12 protein-coding genes are annotated in these 17,444 nt (G+C 46.9%); 4 read left to right on the top strand and 8 right to left on the bottom strand.

Features of this window, described 5'->3' with window-relative positions:
* Window positions 1–57 precede the first annotated feature (57 nt).
* The 8 genes from ABD014_RS20585 to xylA all read right to left on the bottom strand — a co-directional run bounded on the left by ABD014_RS20585 (window position 58) and on the right by xylA (window position 12,931).
* Window positions 58–2,358, bottom strand: a complete 2,301-nt coding sequence (locus ABD014_RS20585; protein ID WP_343864545.1) for a glycoside hydrolase family 3 N-terminal domain-containing protein — start codon at window positions 2,356–2,358, stop codon at window positions 58–60.
* Window positions 2,359–2,448: 90 nt separating this feature from the next.
* Entirely contained in the window at window positions 2,449–3,315 is an 867-nt protein-coding gene (locus ABD014_RS20580) for a carbohydrate ABC transporter permease (RefSeq protein ID WP_343864543.1), read from the bottom strand.
* 72 nt (window positions 3,316–3,387) lie between these two features.
* Complete coding sequence (locus tag ABD014_RS20575; protein ID WP_379338682.1) at window positions 3,388–4,281, bottom strand: ABC transporter permease; 894 nt, start codon at window positions 4,279–4,281, stop codon at window positions 3,388–3,390.
* Window positions 4,282–4,493: 212 nt separating this feature from the next.
* Window positions 4,494–5,975, bottom strand: a complete 1,482-nt coding sequence (locus tag ABD014_RS20570; RefSeq protein WP_343864353.1) for an ABC transporter substrate-binding protein — start codon at window positions 5,973–5,975, stop codon at window positions 4,494–4,496.
* A 155-nt stretch (window positions 5,976–6,130) separates the two neighbouring features.
* Window positions 6,131–7,654 carry a response regulator gene (locus ABD014_RS20565; protein WP_343864351.1) on the bottom strand — a complete coding sequence of 508 codons (1,524 nt, stop codon included), beginning with the start codon at window positions 7,652–7,654 and terminating at the stop codon, window positions 6,131–6,133.
* 7 nt (window positions 7,655–7,661) lie between these two features.
* Window positions 7,662–9,452 carry a sensor histidine kinase gene (locus ABD014_RS20560; RefSeq protein ID WP_343864349.1) on the bottom strand — a complete coding sequence of 597 codons (1,791 nt, stop codon included), beginning with the start codon at window positions 9,450–9,452 and terminating at the stop codon, window positions 7,662–7,664.
* 153 nt (window positions 9,453–9,605) lie between these two features.
* Window positions 9,606–11,102 carry a xylulokinase gene (gene xylB, locus ABD014_RS20555; RefSeq protein WP_343864347.1) on the bottom strand — a complete coding sequence of 499 codons (1,497 nt, stop codon included), beginning with the start codon at window positions 11,100–11,102 and terminating at the stop codon, window positions 9,606–9,608.
* 512 nt (window positions 11,103–11,614) lie between these two features.
* Entirely contained in the window at window positions 11,615–12,931 is a 1,317-nt protein-coding gene (xylA, locus tag ABD014_RS20550) for a xylose isomerase (protein ID WP_343864345.1), read from the bottom strand.
* Window positions 12,932–13,378: 447 nt separating this feature from the next.
* Between xylA and yedE the strand changes: the two genes are divergently transcribed.
* The 4 genes from yedE (at window position 13,379) to ABD014_RS20530 (ending at window position 17,419) form a co-directional block, all read left to right on the top strand.
* The gene (gene yedE, locus ABD014_RS20545) at window positions 13,379–14,578 is read left to right on the top strand and encodes a selenium metabolism membrane protein YedE/FdhT (protein WP_343864343.1); all 1,200 of its coding nucleotides are present in this window, start codon (window positions 13,379–13,381) and stop codon (window positions 14,576–14,578) included.
* Entirely contained in the window at window positions 14,575–14,802 is a 228-nt protein-coding gene (gene yedF / locus ABD014_RS20540) for a sulfurtransferase-like selenium metabolism protein YedF (protein ID WP_068779406.1), read from the top strand. Before yedE ends, yedF begins: the two co-directional genes overlap by 4 nt.
* 414 nt (window positions 14,803–15,216) lie before the next feature.
* Complete coding sequence (locus ABD014_RS20535) at window positions 15,217–16,407, top strand: ROK family protein (protein ID WP_343864541.1); 1,191 nt, start codon at window positions 15,217–15,219, stop codon at window positions 16,405–16,407.
* 178 nt (window positions 16,408–16,585) lie between these two features.
* Window positions 16,586–17,419 carry a glycosyltransferase family 8 protein gene (locus tag ABD014_RS20530; RefSeq protein ID WP_343864339.1) on the top strand — a complete coding sequence of 278 codons (834 nt, stop codon included), beginning with the start codon at window positions 16,586–16,588 and terminating at the stop codon, window positions 17,417–17,419.
* The last annotated feature ends 25 nt before the right edge of the window (window positions 17,420–17,444 follow it).

The following is a 17,444-nucleotide window of genomic DNA, read 5'->3' as shown; positions in this document are numbered from 1 at the left end:
CGTCACGCTCCTATAGTCTGATAAAATTAATGATATTAGTTGTTAATCCGTTTAATCTTAATCCTCTCGTACCCATAAGTCAGCGCTCAGCGTGTCATTTACATGCTTGCCGACTAGAATACGGAATTGCCCCTGTTCAACTATCAGCTTATAGTCTTGTCCGATATATTGCAATTGCTCGGCACCAACTGTAAACTCGACCGTTCTGCTCTCGCCCGGTGCCAGCTTGATCTTACGGAAGCCCTTCAGCTCCTTGGCTGGTCTTGAAACGGTGCTAACCACGTCAGAAATATACATTTGTACTACTTCCGCACCTTCACGGTCGCCGACATTAGTGACATCTACACGAACCGTTGCCTCTCCATCTGTAGGGATTGTTTGGGGTTCAACAGTAAGATTGCTGTAGCTGAACTCCGTATAGCTCAGTCCATAACCGAACGGATAGCGCGGCTGTGAATCCTCCTCGAGATAACGCTTACCTCTTGAACGCTTGCCATTATAGTAAACTGGCAGCTGTCCGACATGCTTCGGCACAGAAACAGTCAATCGGCCTGAAGGGTTCACATCACCGAACAGGATATCTCCTATGGCGTGTCCTCCCTCTTGACCCGGGTACCAAGCCTCAAGAATCGCATGCGCGTGATCCTCAATCCATGGCTCTGCAATCGGACGGCCATTAATGTAGACAACGATTACAGGTTTGCCAAGCTTGTACACCTCTTGAATCAATTCAAGCTGCACGCCAGATAGTTTAAGAGACATACGGTCGATTCCTTCGCCGCAATCCATATCGCTCCAGGAGTGATTCGTCACCTTCGAGGCTCCAGTCTTCAGATCGATCGTTCCTTCACCGAAGTCACGTGCGCTAGAACCGCCGACAACCATCACAACCGTGTCGGCTTGTCTTGCACATTCCAGGGCATAATCAAAGCCCTCTCTCGATTCATCCTTAATCCGGCAGCCCGGAGCATATAGTACACGCTCCGGCTCGTCAGCGAGCTTGCTGCGGATTCCACCCAGCACGGTCGTTACTTTCGCACCCGGCTGTGGTGAAGTATAGTCCCCAAGCTGATTGTAGCCGATATCGGCATTCGGTCCGATTACAGCGATCCTGCCGGACTTCTTCGACAGTGGAAGAATCCGATCTTCATTCTTCAATAGAATAATGCCCTCTTCAGCAAGCTTCCGGGCGAGTGTAATATGTTCTTCACTACCTATAACTCTAGCTGCGTGTTTAGGATCAGCATATGGTGCGTCGAACAAGCCTAGCTTGAACTTCAAATCGAGTACGCGGAGAACCGCAGTATCGATGACAGCTTCATCCAGCTTGCCTTGCCGTACGGCCTCTATCAGATGATTGCCGAACATTTCGCCGGACATCTCCATATCAATGCCAGCGCGAATAGCCTGAACAGCCGCATCCATACCATCCTCTGCGGTATCATGACCTGTGGCCAGCATATTGATCGCTCCGCAGTCGGTAATGACCATGCCTTCAAATCCCCACTCCGTGCGGAGAATGTCCTGCAACAGCTCGCGATTGGTTGTACAAGGAATACCGTCAATCTCATTGTAAGCTGGCATAATCGATGCCGCGCCTGCCTCCACCGCTTTCTTGAACGGAAGCATGTCAACCTCCAGTAGTTCCCGCCTGCCCATATGCACTGGCCCAGCATTTCTGCCACCCTCCGAGCTTCCATAGCCTACAAAATGCTTCAAAGTTGCAGCCACGCTCTCCTTCTGATCCAGCGACTGACCTTGCAGCCCTTCCACCGAGGCTACCGCAAGCTCGCTTATGAGATAAGCATCTTCGCCGAAGCATTCTTCCGTCCGGCCCCAGCGTGGATCACGAACCACATCAAGCACGGGCGAATAAGTCGCTGCCCCGCCCTGGCTCCGCGTCTCGCGAGCCACAGCTCGACACATCTCGCGATAAAGTTCCACATTCCAAGTACTGCCCAGACTGAGCGGCACCGGGAATACGGTAGCGCCTATCGCCATATGGCCATGTGAGCATTCCTCGCCAATCAAGATCGGAATCCCCAAGCGGGAATGCTCGATAGCATAGCGCTGAATTTCGTTGACTGCCGCCGCCCCTTCTTCAGGCGATAACCCAGACTCCAGCGTAACGCCAGTCCATGGGTCTGCGCGAAGCACGCCATACAGGGAGCCGACTCCTCCGCTTTCAATCTGCTTCTTGAAAGCTTCGGTTAGTTCAATTTTTCCGTCCTTTTGCTCGTAAACCTGCCAGCCGAACGGTTGAACCAGTTGCCCGGTCTTCTCTTCAAGTGTCATCAGACTAAGCAAATGTTGGGCCCGTTCTGAGTTGGAATAGTTACGATCCTTATAGATCACTATCCTTCACACTCTCCTTTCAGAGGTAGTTCAAAAGGTCCGTTGTGCTGTAAACTGACCCTTTTTGAACTCACATTACATGAAGAAGTTGGCTTATTCTTTAACAGCCCCTACCGTCAAACCTTGGATGAAATAACGTTGGAAGAATGGATACGCAAAGATGATCGGCAGAGTCGCCATAACGACCATCGCCATACGTGAAGTATCCTGTGGTAAAGATCTCATCGCTTCAAGACTGAGCGAACTGTTCTGAGCATTTTGCATAATGAACTGCATACTGGTCTCAATCCGCATCAGCATCGATTGCAACGGTACTAGATTTGGATTGTCGATATACAGCAGTGCGTTGAACCAATCGTTCCAGTAACCAAGTGTACTGAACAAGCCGATGGTCGCTAGACCAGGCAAGGACAACGGAAGAACGAGCTTGATAAAGATACGAAACTCGCCTGCACCGTCAATTTTTCCTGACTCGATGATAGCATCGGGAACACTTGTTGCATAGAACGTCCGCAGAATCATAATGTAGAAGGCGTTGACAGCCAGTGGCAGGATCAGTGCCCAGACCGTATCCTTAAGCCCCATCAATTGCGTTACGATGATGTAAGTCGGTACGAGACCGCCATTGAACAACATTGTAAAGAAAGAAAAGAAGGCGAAGAAGTTACGGTAGCGGAAGGTCTTCCTAGAGATAGCATAAGCATAGAAGGCCATGACCAATAAGGCAATGACTGTACCAACTACGGTAACGAAGATCGTTATTCCGTAAGAACGAAGCAGCGTATCGCCCATGTCGAACATGTAGCGGTAAGCAGCTAGGCTCCATTTCTCCGGAATCAACCGATAGCCGTTCTTGGCCAGCGTTCCTTCATCTGTCAAGGAAATGATAACCACGAATAGAAAAGGGAATACGCAAAGAATAGCAAAAATCCCGGCAATCAGGTTAAAAGTTATATTCATCGGTTTCGATAGATTGTGAAAATCACGTTCTTTCTTTCTTTGAGACACTCTGCTCACTCCCTTGCAGTATATTTAGAACAAGGCATTATCCTTGTCGTATTTGCGTACGATAAAGTTCGATGTTATGACGAGAATGAAACCTACGACGGATTGATATAAGCCTGCCGCAGTACTCATGCCAATTTCACCTGTTGTTTTCAGTCCACGATATACATAAGTGTCGATAACGTTCGTTACCCCGTACAATGTACCGGAGTCTCTTGGTACTTGATAGAACAAGCCAAAGTCTGCATAGAATATTTTCCCGATCGCCAGCAGAGTCATAATCGTAATGATCGGTCTCAACATCGGCAATGTGATTGCACGAATTTGTTGCATTTTGCTGGCTCCGTCAATCATTGCTGCTTCATAAAGGGATTTGTCGATACCCATAATCGATGCCAAATACACAACGCTGTTATAGCCTACCGCCTTCCATAGGTATACCAATACCAGAATTAGCGGCCAATATTTCGATTCCGAATACCACTGAATTGGAGGAATCCCTAACGAATTGAACACTCCGTTCAGCAAACCGCGATCCGAGCTAAGGAAGCTAAATGTGAAATAACCGACGATGACCCACGATAGAAAATACGGAAGGAACATCCCGGTTTGATATACTTTTGAGAGCCGCTTGTTCGTGATTTCCGACAAAACAACGGCCAACAACACAGATAAAACTAAGCCTAAGAAAATAAATACGATGTTGTACAACAACGTGTTTCTCGTAATGATGTACGCATCATTCGTACTGAACAGAAACTTAAAGTTCTGCCATCCAACCCATTTACTATTGACGATACTGGCCCAGAAGCCGTCCCGGTCGAAGCGGTATTCCTTAAATGCAATTACCGTACCGAACATCGGTAGGTATGAGAAGAAAAGGAACCAGAGCGCCCCAGGGAGCACCATAAGCAGCATCATTTTATTTCTGACGATATTCTGAAAAAACTCGCCGACCCTTTTCACGTTTTATCCCTCCTGAATGTAATGAAATAAAATGACTGTTGATAGATAGTCGGCCTTAGAAAACTTTTTAAAGACGGCCGTACGTAGGAACGAAAAAAAGATCGGGCATAGGCAAATCACCCGCCCGATCTTCTCTGTTATCAAGGAATTAAAATCCCTATTAAAGCTTACTTACCAACACTTGCTCTCCACTCATCGATTTGTCTTTGAGCTTCAGCCATGATTTTATCAAGACCAGCGGCTTTGAACTTCTCAATCGCTTTTGGAAGGTATTGATCAGGATCAACCGTACCAGTCATCAATGCAGACCAGTATTCTTCCTTCACGTTTTGAACTGCAGCCAGCTCAGTAGTTACCTTCGAAGTATCGAAGTTGAATCCGAGCAATGGAGCTTTGATACCGGAATCGTTAAATTTCTTGAATTCCTCCCACTTGTTAGCAGGGTCCCCTTCGTTCAAGTAAGTAATCATGATGTTACCAAGGGAGAAGGTAGGCATGTCATAATTCTTGGATGCTTCCAAGTTCTTCATAACGTTGTCGCCAACTTTTTCGTAATGAACCCCTTCAATGCCGGAGTCAACCATATTACGAAGTACTGGATCTGTGTTTAGAAGGTTCAGGAATTCCATAGCTTTCTCAGGATATTTCGAGTTAGCAGAGATCGCTTGCATGGAGCCCATTACCGACCAGTTATAGATGTAAGGATCGCCAGCTGGTGTGGATACTACAGGGTATCCATAACTTGCGGACCAGAGGTTATCAGCAAAAGGTTGTGTAGTAGCACGGTCCAAGAACCATTTACCGGATTTCATCAGATCGTCTGTAGATGTTGTTGTAGCTGCTTCTGGAGAAATATATCCTGCTTTGTAGTACTTGTTCATCGTTTTCAGAGCAGCTTTTAATTCAGGGCTTTCCAGAACGTTAACTACTTTGTAGTCTTTCGTATCCATTGCAACAGCCATCGGTAATTTCTCGATAACATAGTCATATGGAATTACTGGCATGTAAGTCTTATCCATTGCGAATGGAGTGATGTTCGACTCATTTTCCTTGATTGTCTGGAGCATAGGCTCAAGACTTTCCAGGGAGCGTACATCCTTCATATCAAAGTTATATTTGTCTAGGAGTTCTTTATTAAAACGCCATACTTCCTGTGCTGGCAATTCCTTGTTGGCAGGGATTGCATAGTTATGTCCATCAACCTTAGAACCTTCCAGGAATGCAGGATCAAGCGTCTTCACAATGTCTTGTCCATGAGTCTTTAGCAGATCATCAAGTTCCATGAACGCGCCTTTACGTGCGTTCTGAACATAATCAAATGCCCAAGAGCAAGTGAACATAATATCCATCGGCTCGCCGGATGCAGCCATAACCTGCATTTTTTGCGTATAATCACCGAAGTCGATTTGTTTCAATTTGATTGTGGCATTGATTTTTTCTTTCGTGTATTTGCTGACTTCCTCCATAACTTTATCCGTATCTTTTTGCGGCGTACCGATTGTGTACCAGATCAATTCGACTGGTTTCTCACCTTTACCATCGCCGGCTGCGTTATTGCTTGCATTTTTTCCTCCGCAGGCACTAACGAGAAGTGTAAGCGCCATCAGCGAGGCCAACATTAGAGAGAATTTTTTTCTTTTAGAACTCATTGTTGAATACCCTCCTTTTAAATTAACCTTGACTATTTATCTAGTCTGTATTCAAGGACTATCTTAACTTTAAATTATGAAAGCATTTTCAAATAGAAGTGAAAATAAATAATTTCATGTACAAAATAAAGAAAAAGGCCTGCTAGTGTTATTTTCTAGCTAAGCCCTTTATATTCTGTCGGCGAGATACCGACATATTTCTTAAATTGCTTATAAAAGTATCCGGTCTCCCAGTAACCAACGCATCGTGCAATTTCTTGTACTTTCATCGGACTATGCTTCAGCAATTCCTTGGCCTTCTCAATCCGGTACCAATTGATGTAGTCGGTGAAGGACTGATTCACTTCCTTATGGAACAGCTGACCAAGATAGACCGGATGGATATTGTACAGGGCGCCAAGTGTCTTCAGCGAAATGTCCTCGTTGTAGGACTGATCGATATAATGGAGCACCTGCTGAACGACCGGACTCTTCATATCATTGGTTAATGATTCGACCGTAATCTCTGCAACCTCATGCATGATTTGGACCAGTTCTTCAATGGAGGATGTCGTGCGGACTCTCGCGAACTGATTCTTGTAAAGATCGGATTCCTCCTCATGCCTGATCTCCTCAAGCTGCATCTTGAAGCGGATAATCCATTCCATGGCCAATTCCTGAAGAAGTCTGGGCGATATACCTTGTATTTGCCTCAGCGCTCCGAAATCTTCATCTATATGGGCGATCAGCCCGGCCTTATCCTTCGCCATAATCAACTTGGAGTAATCGTTCCAATTCATCGGAATGCTGCGTTCGGCATTATCCTGATGATCCTTCAACTGGTTATAGTGAAGAATATCCTCCTCCGGATAGATCATGAAGTATTCTTGCGCTTTCTTGGCGTGAGTATAGCTCAGGGAGGGCTCTCCCTCCATCTCCTGGGTACTGCCAATCGACATCCTAAGTGGGCGGTAAGACAACAGAACGCTCATCAGCTGATGATTCGTAAGTTCCATCTCCTCCAGACCTTGCTCCAGTTCATCGAAGTTGTACACTAGTACAATATTCCCCTCTACATCACGAAACGGGATTACTCCCTCCTTACCCCACAATTGATGAAGCACGGCCTCAAACAACGATTGGCTCGATTCCTTGGACCGCAGCAGCGATACCAAGACGTAACGCTTGTCCAAATGAATTCCTAACAGGTCAGCGCGTTCCTGGAACTCCTGAGGCTTAATCTGATTCCTTATCCAGCGGTACATAATATTATCCTTCAGGATCAAGATACTCTGCTCACTTAGATCGACTAATGGACTCTTGGAGGCGTTCAATTTCTCAGCGACTGTGTTCAGTGTAGCTTTGAACTCCTCAAGGTTGATCGGCTTCAGCAAATAATTCTCGATGCCGAGCATCATGCCTTCCTTTAAATAATCAAACTCGTTAAAACCGCTCAGGACAATCACTTTAAGCTCTGGATGCAATTCACGAGCCTGACGGATTAGATCAAGCCCATTCATCTTGGGCATAGAAATGTCGGTGACGAGTATATCGGCAGGGATATGCTTCAGTGCTTCTAGCGCCTCAAGTCCATTCCCGGCTTGTCCGACGATCTCCATATCGAGCTCCGCCCAATCCACAATATCGTATAGACCTTCAATAATAAATGGTTCATCATCGACTATGAACACCTTGAACATCGTCTATTCAATCCTCCCCCAGATCGGGGAATAATACGGTAACCACCGTTCCTCTCCCCAGATCACTCTTGATATCTACACCGTACGGGGCTCCGTACAACAATTTTAGCCGTTCATGTATGCTTCGCAGCCCAAAGGAGCCTGAATATTCATCTGGATTCGCGAGTGCATCTTTAATTTGTCCCAAGCGATCCGGAGGGATACCCTGCCCATTATCTTTGATCTCAACACATAGATCTTCTTCTATTTTCGTGATCTTAATCGTAATCTCATTATCGGTTCCATCTGTCCGCATCCCGTGTAGGATATAGTTCTCGATAATCGGCTGTAAAGACATTTTCAACAAAGTCCTGCCCATCAACTGTTTATCGCAAATAATCTCATATGAGAATTTATCTTTGTAGCGGATTCGGAACAGCTCCAGATACATCCGGCAGGCTTCAAGTTCATCCTTCAGGGTGTAGCGCGGCTTCTGCTGGACATAGTTCTTGAACAGCATGGACAGGCTGTATATCATCTCCCCTACATCCGCCGCCCCTTGGGATACAGCACGCATGCGAATAACTTCGAGCGTATTGTATAGAAAATGGGGATTTACCCTCGCTTCGAGCGCAGCAATCTCCGTATGCTTCTGCTTAATCTCCGCTTTATAGACCCGGTCGATATACAAGTTCAGATCAACCAGCATCTCATTGAAGCTCTTGGCAATCTGCCCGATCTCATCGTCCTTCGTCTCCGCAATTCTCGCATCCAAATCTCCGTTCTTCACCTTGCGTGTAAATTGAATAATGCTGTGGGTCCGTCTGGCGAAATTCATAATGAACAGCGAGGATATCAGGATCGCGAATAGGATACAGATCGAGCTGACCAGAACAATTGTATTACGAACTCCACGATAGGTAGCGGCGAGCTCATTTTTAGGGATCAGACTTAGTACGGTATAACCTCCCTGAGTGTCCGTCAGCTTGATAATCGAGTCCCCTTCCTCCGTCACATCATTGTCGTAGACCGTGTTGATCTGCTCCACATAGGGATATCTGTCCCCATAGAAGCTACCATCCGTATCGAAAATAACGTCACCGTTACCGGATAATACAACGATCCGCCCCTTGATTTCCTCCCTGTAATTTTCAATACTGTTCCATATTTTCTCTGAGTTGAAATATACCTCTAACTGGCCGATATTGCGCAGCGTTATGTTATTGTTGATCGGTATGCGCACGGAGAACATCGGCGACTCTGGCATCTCAATCGTCTTTCTCACCCATACATTAGGTGTAGAAACCTTCGAGTTCTCTCCAGCATACATCGCATCGGGAACGAGAGATCTCGCTGCATTGGTGCTGATAATTTTAAAATTCGCATTATTATATACATACAACTGCTGTAACGAAGCGCTGTACAGCATTAGGGCCGCAATGTCTGGATCATCCTCGAACCGATTTCTGAATATCTGTACGGTATCACTGGTTAAGCCACTATCATTGCGATTCAGTCTGAATTCGATGTAATCTTTGTATGGATGCTCCAGGAAATAAGAGGTGTTGGAAGCCAAATCAGCATCCCTATAGGTATCGCGCATCATGTTCTGCACAGATTCATATTTATTATTGATATATTTGTTGATATTCTGTACTGCGCTGCGCTGGATACCCAGCTGCCGCTCTACCGCGGCGTCAGACATAGACCGGAACATCAAATAAGAGAAGATGATAATGGTTACGATCGTAATCATCGAAAAGAGAAAAATGATCTTCAGAAACAATTTATCTTTGAAATATTTGCGGTAAATCTTCATAGATCATCAATGTCCTCCTTCGATCTGTATGCCACGATCCGGATAAAAGCCGGTAGAATTATCATAACCGTTATCCTATACATAGAACAAGCGCCCGTCTTCAGGGTCTACTGAAGTTCGGGCGCTGCACTAGTATATAAGATTAATGTACGATTAACCGCGGAACTCCTGTAAGCCTTGATTCAGTTCGCGGGTCGCCGAGTAAACTTGCTGGTACAGCTTGAAGAGGCGAGCATAAGTGTCCACATTTGCAGGTATCGGTTCAAACGTCTTACCGTATCCGATGAACTTGTCGGCACATTCTTTGAGGCTGTCGAACCAGCCGCTGCCTACAGCAGCCATCATCGCAGCGCCCATGGCAGGACCTTGCTCGTTCTTGAGCGAGACGACTGGTGTATTGAAGATATCCGCCTGCATCTGCAGCCATACCGGATTCTTCGCCCCACCGCCGATGGAGATGATCCGTCTGGTGTTGATTCCCGCCTGACGGAAGAGCTCAAGCGATTCGGCCAGCGAGAATGTGATGCCTTCCATCACAGCGCGGGCCATATGCTCGCGGCGATGCGTACCGGACAGACCGATGAAGCTGGCCCGGATCGCGCTGTCGGCATGCGGCGTGCGTTCACCAACCAGATAAGGCGTGAACAACAAGCCGTCCGCACCCGGCGGCAGATCAGCAACCGGCTTCAGCATCTCGTCGAAGCTAAGCTCCGGTGCGAGTGAATCCTTGAACCAGCTTAAGGAGTAACCTGCGGCCAGCGTGACGCCCATAGCATAGAAAGCGCCCGGATGCGCGTGATTGAAGAAATGCACTTTACCTGCAAAATCCTTGTTCTTGTCTTCTTCATAAGTCAGTACAACACCAGAGGTACCAATACTGCACATCGCATCGCCCTCGCGAACGATCCCCGCGCCAACGGCACCGCAAGCGTTATCGGCTCCGCCGCCAAATACACGCGTCTTCTCAGACAATCCGCTCAGCTTGGCGAACTCAGGCAGAATCGTGCCTGTATCCTCCGAGCTGCCAACGATCGGCGGACAGAATCTCTCCGGCAAACTGAATGCCTGAACAATCTCTTCGCTCCATTTGCCTTCTGGAACGTTAAGCATCAGTGTTCCCGCTGCATCGGAAATTTCCATCTGTACATGTCCCGTCATACGGTAGCGTAAATAATCCTTCGGCAGCACAAAGCGGGCCGCTCTTGCGAACAGCTCTGGCTCATGCTTCTGCACCCACAGAACCTTCGGAAGCGTGAAGCCTTCCAATGCTGCATTGCGTGTAATCCTCAACAGTCCATCGCCGAGCTTCTGCTCAATCTCGCGACATTCCTTCGTCGTGCGCGTATCATTCCATAGAATCGCATTGCGCAGCACGTTGTTCTGTTCATCGAGCAGTACAAGGCCGTGCATTTGCCCAGAGAAGGATACTCCTTCAATATCCTCTGGTGATATGCCGGATTCCCGCAGCAATTGCTGCAGACTAGCGATCGTTCCGTTTACCCATTCTTCCGGATTCTGCTCGCTGTAGCCGGGACGTTCGTGAATAAGCGGATAAGAGGCGGTTGCTTCGCCTTTGATTTCTCCGTCCTGATTCACCAGCAAAGTCTTGACGGAGCTCGTGCCAAGATCGACACCGATTACATACTTCATCTCGTATTTCTCCCTTCAATCATCTAGGGTCTAACTATTAAAAAGTTCGGTTTTCAGCACCGAAGCTTATGCTTCCGATGTGCGCTTTTTCAAAATGCTTCAGTTGAATGAAGCTAGGGCCTAAAGGAGCGTACGTTTTCATAAGTAGACGTCCTCGCAAGCATTTGCTTGTAGTGGGTACGTGAGCACCCTGAGATGTTTCCGCAGAAAACATGACTTTCGTAAGAATCCCCTTAGACCTGGCTGAATTCAAGATTCGATGCCGAGGTACTTCTTGATTCACTTCGTCTTAGATATAGAATTTATTCGTTATCAGCTACGCTGATGAAATTCTATATCGCAAGACAAACCTACCATTGTATCGCGGTCGCTCATCCTTGAATGGGCCTCGATTGGTTTTCTTATCAAAAGCGAACTATTAACAAAAAGGGGCGACCCAGCGCCCCTTCTTGTGTTGCTATTACATCATCTATATCACCAGACTGAACATACTTGTCAGATGTCGGCGGCTATTATTTGGTTCCGAAAATATATTCGTTCAGACGAGCCTTCAACAGCTCCAAATGGTTCGATTTGTTCACAATGTGGCTATGTTCAAGAGCATAAGCTTCCAATGTCTTGAAGTTTGCTTTGCCGGATACGATATCGGCACCGATGCCTGTCTTGAAGCTTGCATAACGATCGGCCAGCAGGTTCTCGAAGAATTTGTCGTCGATCATTTTGCCAGCAACTTTCAAGCCTTTAGCAAAGGTATCCATACCAGCGATGTGCGCATAGAACAAATCTTCAGGCTCGAAGGAAGTACGTCTTACCTTCGCGTCGAAGTTCACGCCGCCGGAGCCAATACCGCCATTTTCCAAGATTTCATACATAGCGAGCGTTACAGCATACAAATCTGTAGGGAACTCGTCAGTATCCCAGCCAAGCAGCATGTCGCCTTGGTTCGCATCGATCGAACCGAGCATATTGTTGATGCGAGCTACGCGCAGCTCATGCTCGAATGTATGACCAGCCAATGTAGCGTGGTTCGCTTCAAGGTTCAGTTTGAAGTGTTTATCCAAGCCGTATTTTTGCAAGAAAGAAATCGTTGTTGCCGCATCGAAGTCATATTGATGCTTGGTTGGCTCTTTTGGCTTAGGCTCGATCAGGAATTGACCGGTATATCCGATTTCCTTCGCATAATCAACAGCCATCTGGAAGAATCTTGCCAGGTTATCCAGTTCAAAGCCCATATCCGTGTTGAGCAAGGACTCATAGCCTTCGCGGCCGCCCCAGAATACATAGTTCTCAGCGCCCAGCTCAAGCGCAGTCTCCAGACCTTTCTTCACTTGCGCTGCTGCATAAGCGAATACGTCTGCATTGTTAGTAGTAGCAGCACCATGAACATAACGCGGATTGGAGAACATATTAGCTGTGTTCCAGAGTAATTTAACGCCTGTGGAATTCATGCCTTCTTTAAGTTTAGCGACAATTACGTCAAGATTCTCGTTAGACTCTTTCAGTGTTGCACCTTCAGGAGCCACGTCAACATCATGGAAGCAGAAGTAAGGAGCGCCTAATTTCTCGATGAATTCGAAGTTTACTTCGACGCGGGCTTTCGCCAGATCAAGACCGGATACAGTCTCCCAAGGACGAATCATGTTCGCCTGACCAAATGGATCGCTGCCGTTCATCGTCAATGTATGCCAATAAGCTACTGCAAAACGAAGATGTTCTTTCATGGATTTGCCGAGCACAACTTCATTTTCATTATAGTGTTTGAATGCCAACGGGTTGTCGGAACCTGCGCCTTCATACTGAATTTTGCTAATGTTCTTAAAATAACTCACGCTAAAATCCTCCCTAAACTAGAGTTTTTTGAAAGCATTTACATCCTATCTGCGAAAGGTATGATTGCCTTTACATCTAGATCGTATCACGTTCAACTTAGTTTGTCTAGTAAACTAACTAAGATTGCAAGAAAATATTATTAGTCATGTCTCAGTTATGACTCCACCTCGTCACAGAGGTCTCCTGGAATACTCCGTATGAATACATTCAACTGAAATATAATAGTATGTCTCGTGGGGCACCTATGGTCTGTTTGCCAAAATGTTATTTCACCACATTTTGCGAAGATTGTAGTAGAATGAAAAATGGTTTATTTGCAACTATGCTCTAGCAGAATGTGAATGGCCGTATTCAAAAGAATCCAGATAGTCAGTCGAGTATAGAAAGCCGCTTCTCAGCGGCTTCCAACGGACTCTACTATGATGGGTTGAAGGGGTAAGAAAGATATGACAACATTACGGAAGCTGTTCACCAACTACTGGAGCCCTTATGTCGCGATTGGTATCGCAGGCGTACTCAGCGCTCTGTACTTCGGCATTACCAATACGGTATGGGCCGTTACTGGCGAGTTCACTCGCTTTGGAGGACATATTCTCCAACTCTTCGGCGTCGATATTTCCGACTGGGCTTACTTCGACCTGATACAGATGAAGGGCTCAACCTTTGATCGTACGGACGGATGGATTGTCTGGGGCATGTTCATCGGCGCGCTGATCATGATTCTGTTCAGCAACAACTTCAAGATCCGCATGCCTAAGCAGAAGCGGCGCTTGGTGCAGGGCCTGATTGGCGGAATTATTGCGGGCGTGGGTGCAAGACTGGCGCTGGGCTGCAATCTGGCTGCCTTCTTCACGGGCGTACCGCAATTCTCATTTCATGCCTGGATCTTCATGGCAGCTACAGCCATCGGCACGTATGTCGGTGTGAAGATCGTCAGCACGAGGTGGTGGAAGGGCAAGCCTATTCTGCAAAAAGGAAATGCGGCACCCACCGTACGCAAGCCGAGAAAGGTTCAGCCATATATCGGTGGGCTTGTTGCGCTAGTCTACGCAGGACTCATTGTGTATTTCTTCCTTAATGGCAAGACAATGCTTGGTGTTGCGGCAATCTTCGGGGCTGCCTTCGGCATCCTGATTGAAAGAGGACAAATCTGCTTCACCTCTGCATTTCGCGATCTGTGGATTAGCGGACGCGCCACGATGACGAAGGCTATTATTCTTGGGATGGCGATCAGCTCTGTCTTGACGCTCATCGTTATTCTCGTGAACGGCGTCGATCCGATTACGAAAATAGCTGCGCCAAGCACATTCATCGGCGGCCTTTTGTTCGGCATCGGGATCGTGCTTGCCGGCGGCTGCGAGACAGGCATGATGTACCGCTTAATGGAAGGACAAGTGATCTTCCTGCCCGTATTCATCGGCAACATCATCGGAGCTACCTTCCTTGCCTATGCTTGGGATCATCTTGGCGTATTCGACCTGCTCGTAAAGAGCGGGGCGAAAATCAATCTGATCTCCGTTATGGGACCGGCTTGGGCACTGATCGTCACGCTCGTACTGCTTGCCATCGGTTATATCGTAGCGAGTTACTGGCAAAAAAATTACCGCTTCGGCGTTGGCTTCAAAAAAGGAGGTGCAAACAAATGACCATCGATTTCACATTGGATCTTAGAGGGGAACCTTGTCCATATCCTGTAATCTACTCTTTAGAAACGTTGCAGGACATGAAGAAGGGTCAGGTATTGCAAGTCATTGCAGACTGTCCGGCTGCCTTCAAGAACGTACCGGAAGAGGTCGTCAAGCATGGCTATACCCTTGTGCAAGAGCCTGTAAAGAACGGCCAGGAACTGATCTTCTATATTCAAGCGTAATTCAATACCATAAGGAGCTGACTGAATGAGTGGCTTGTCTACTCGCCTGGTCAGCTCCTTTTTTAGAGGTTGTTCAATAAGTCCGCTTTGATAAGAAAACCGATCGAAGTCATTCAAGGATGAGCTACCGCGATCCAGATGTAGGTTTTCTTGCGATATAGAATTTCATCAGCGTAGCAAGATAACGTATAAATTCTATATCTAAGACGAAGTGAATCAAGAAGTATTTCGACATCGAATCCTGAACACGCAATTTTACTGAGATTATTGTGCATGATCTAAGATTTGCGACACCTTCGTTACGGTAAATCTAAATAAGGTTAATTTGTTTATCAAACTAACTAAGTTGTTTATTTTTATTTCCCGCCTTGTGTTATTATAGTACTATGTTCAATAATTTCTGGAGGATTAATGATGAAAATTACGGGCGACCAGCAGTTAATCAAGAAGATGAACAAGACGATCGTCCTGAATACGATCAGACAGCAGCAGCCGCTATCAAGAGCGGATATCTCATCAGTGATCGGGCTGAATAAAGCTACGGTCTCTTCGCTAGTGTCCGAACTGATCGAGAGCCAGCTTGTCTCTGAGATCGGACCGGGCGAATCTAGCGGAGGCCGCAAACCTACTCTGCTCTTGTTCAATCGCAGCGCAGGTTTTGCTATCGGTGTGGATATCCGCGTTAATGATCTGCTGGCTGTCCTCGTAGATATGGAAGGCAACGTAATCCGGGAGAAGACGGTCCCACTGGAAGACTACTCTCCGGGCAAAGTGCTTGACCAAATTCGCAAGACGATTCGCGGGTTGATGAGAAGACTGCCTGCATCTCCTTACGGGGTTGTTGGCATCGGCATTGGCGTACCTGGCCTAGTCGACGAGAAGAGCCAGGTCATCTCTGCTCCTAATCTCGGCTGGGATAATGTCGATCTATATGAAGCTCTGAGCGCTGAATTCGGGTCTAATATTCATATTGATAATGAAGCAAACGCCGGAGCAATCGGTGAGAAATTGTACGGAGCAGGCCGAGACTCGAAGGACCTGATCTATCTGAGCATCGGAATCGGGATCGGATCGGGCATCATCGTAGGCGGGGATCTATACCGCGGTACCTCCAACTTCTCGGGCGAGGTCGGCCATATGACCGTTGCCGAGAATGGGCCATTATGTCGTTGCGGGAATCGAGGATGCTGGGAGACACTTGCTTCCGAGAAAGCCTTGCTTGATCAAGCAGGGACGCTGTGGAAGGATCATGCTCCGAGTCTGGAGGACATTCTGAAGGAGGCTAAGCAAGGTAATGAGAAAGTGCTTAATCTGCTTGAACAGATTGGTTCGCAGCTCGGTGTTGGCCTTGCTAATCTGGTGAATATACTTAATCCCGAGTTAATTGTGATTGGCAACCGACTCTCACTAGCCGGCGACTATTTGCGGCAAGCGATGTTAAGCACACTGGGCAAGCGCAGCCTGTCCTATCATCGCAAGCAGACCCATGTCGACTTCGCCAAATTAGGTATCCGCTCCACCGCGTTGGGAGCTGCCTCCCTGCCGATCACTGCATTTCTGGCAGACCCGGACGTAAGCATCACGGAGGCCGCATTGAATCCCTAGCAAGTAATATAAGATTCTCCGCTAAGGAATGCTCCCTTGATCTGCTATACTATTTAGAATTCCGGTCCACTGGGGCGTAATCCCCAATGGACCTTTTCGTTTGCTCCCATTATTCATACAATAGAGGCATAGCCCATTGAATACTCAATGGAAATATCTTTACAAGGAGCATGTCCACATGTCTGAACCGCTAAATATTCTGGTCACCTTAAACTCTAACTACTTGAAGCCCCTGCGAGTGATGCTCTACTCTTTATTCCTTAATAATAAGGGTGAGCGGTTTACGGTTTATGTCATGCATTCAAGCTTAAAGCGCAAGGAGATCGAGGGGCTGCGTCGATTATGCGCCGAGCAAGGGAACGGCAGTCTGCTAGAGGAGATTGAAGTCGACGACCAAAGCTTCGCCGAAGCCCCTACCCTGCTTCATTACACCAAGGAGATGTATTACCGCCTGCTCGCCTTCCGCTTCCTGCCGGACCATATGGAGCGAATCCTCTATCTGGATCCTGATATTCTGGTGCTTAACTCCGTCAGGGAGCTCTACGAGACCGATCTGGAGCATTATTTGTATGCCGCTGCTTCTCATGACCTTATCTCTATTAAAGAAATCAACAAGCTGAGGTTGAACCCTTATAAAATCGAGGCTTATTATAATTCTGGAGTACTGCTGATGAATTTGAAGCTGCAAAGAAAGCTTATTAGCGAGGAAGAAATCTACGACTTCGTTGAGAATAATCGCTCCAAACTGATTATGCCGGATCAGGATATTATCAATGCGCTGTATACCAAACGGATCAAGAGCATCGATGAGAAGCTGTACAATTATGATGCGAGATACTACCGCTATTACAAGATTACGAGCAATGGCGAGTGGGATATGGAGCATGTGATAGACCATACTGTATTCTTGCATTTCTGCGGTAAAAGAAAGCCCTGGAAGAAAGACTATAGCGGTAAGTTCCATGCACTGTTCAAATATATGGAGAAGCTATGTAATGCTGCCGACTCATAAACTGTTCCACGTGGATATAAAAAGG

The organism is Paenibacillus motobuensis (assembly GCF_039521865.1).
Taxonomy (GTDB): Bacteria; Bacillota; Bacilli; order Paenibacillales; family Paenibacillaceae; genus Fontibacillus; species Fontibacillus motobuensis.
Note: the sequence above shows the minus strand (reverse complement) of the source record. Positions and strands in the feature narration are given on the sequence as shown.

What these genes read in the sequence shown, in the direction of transcription:
- ABD014_RS20575 (WP_379338682.1), bottom strand. Translation starts at nt 4,281, where the DNA reads ATGATGCTGCTTATGGTGCTCCCTGGGGCGCTCTGGTTCCTTTTCTTC.
- ABD014_RS20560 (WP_343864349.1), bottom strand. Translation starts at nt 9,452, where the DNA reads ATGAAGATTTACCGCAAATATTTCAAAGATAAATTGTTTCTGAAGATC.
- xylB (WP_343864347.1), bottom strand. Translation starts at nt 11,102, where the DNA reads ATGAAGTATGTAATCGGTGTCGATCTTGGCACGAGCTCCGTCAAGACT.
- ABD014_RS20530 (WP_343864339.1), top strand. Translation starts at nt 16,586, where the DNA reads ATGTCTGAACCGCTAAATATTCTGGTCACCTTAAACTCTAACTACTTG.
- ABD014_RS20570 (WP_343864353.1), bottom strand. Translation starts at nt 5,975, where the DNA reads ATGAGTTCTAAAAGAAAAAAATTCTCTCTAATGTTGGCCTCGCTGATG.
- ABD014_RS20565 (WP_343864351.1), bottom strand. Translation starts at nt 7,654, where the DNA reads ATGTTCAAGGTGTTCATAGTCGATGATGAACCATTTATTATTGAAGGT.
- yedE (WP_343864343.1), top strand. Translation starts at nt 13,379, where the DNA reads ATGACAACATTACGGAAGCTGTTCACCAACTACTGGAGCCCTTATGTC.
- yedF (WP_068779406.1), top strand. Translation starts at nt 14,575, where the DNA reads ATGACCATCGATTTCACATTGGATCTTAGAGGGGAACCTTGTCCATAT.
- ABD014_RS20535 (WP_343864541.1), top strand. Translation starts at nt 15,217, where the DNA reads ATGAAAATTACGGGCGACCAGCAGTTAATCAAGAAGATGAACAAGACG.
- ABD014_RS20580 (WP_343864543.1), bottom strand. Translation starts at nt 3,315, where the DNA reads ATGAATATAACTTTTAACCTGATTGCCGGGATTTTTGCTATTCTTTGC.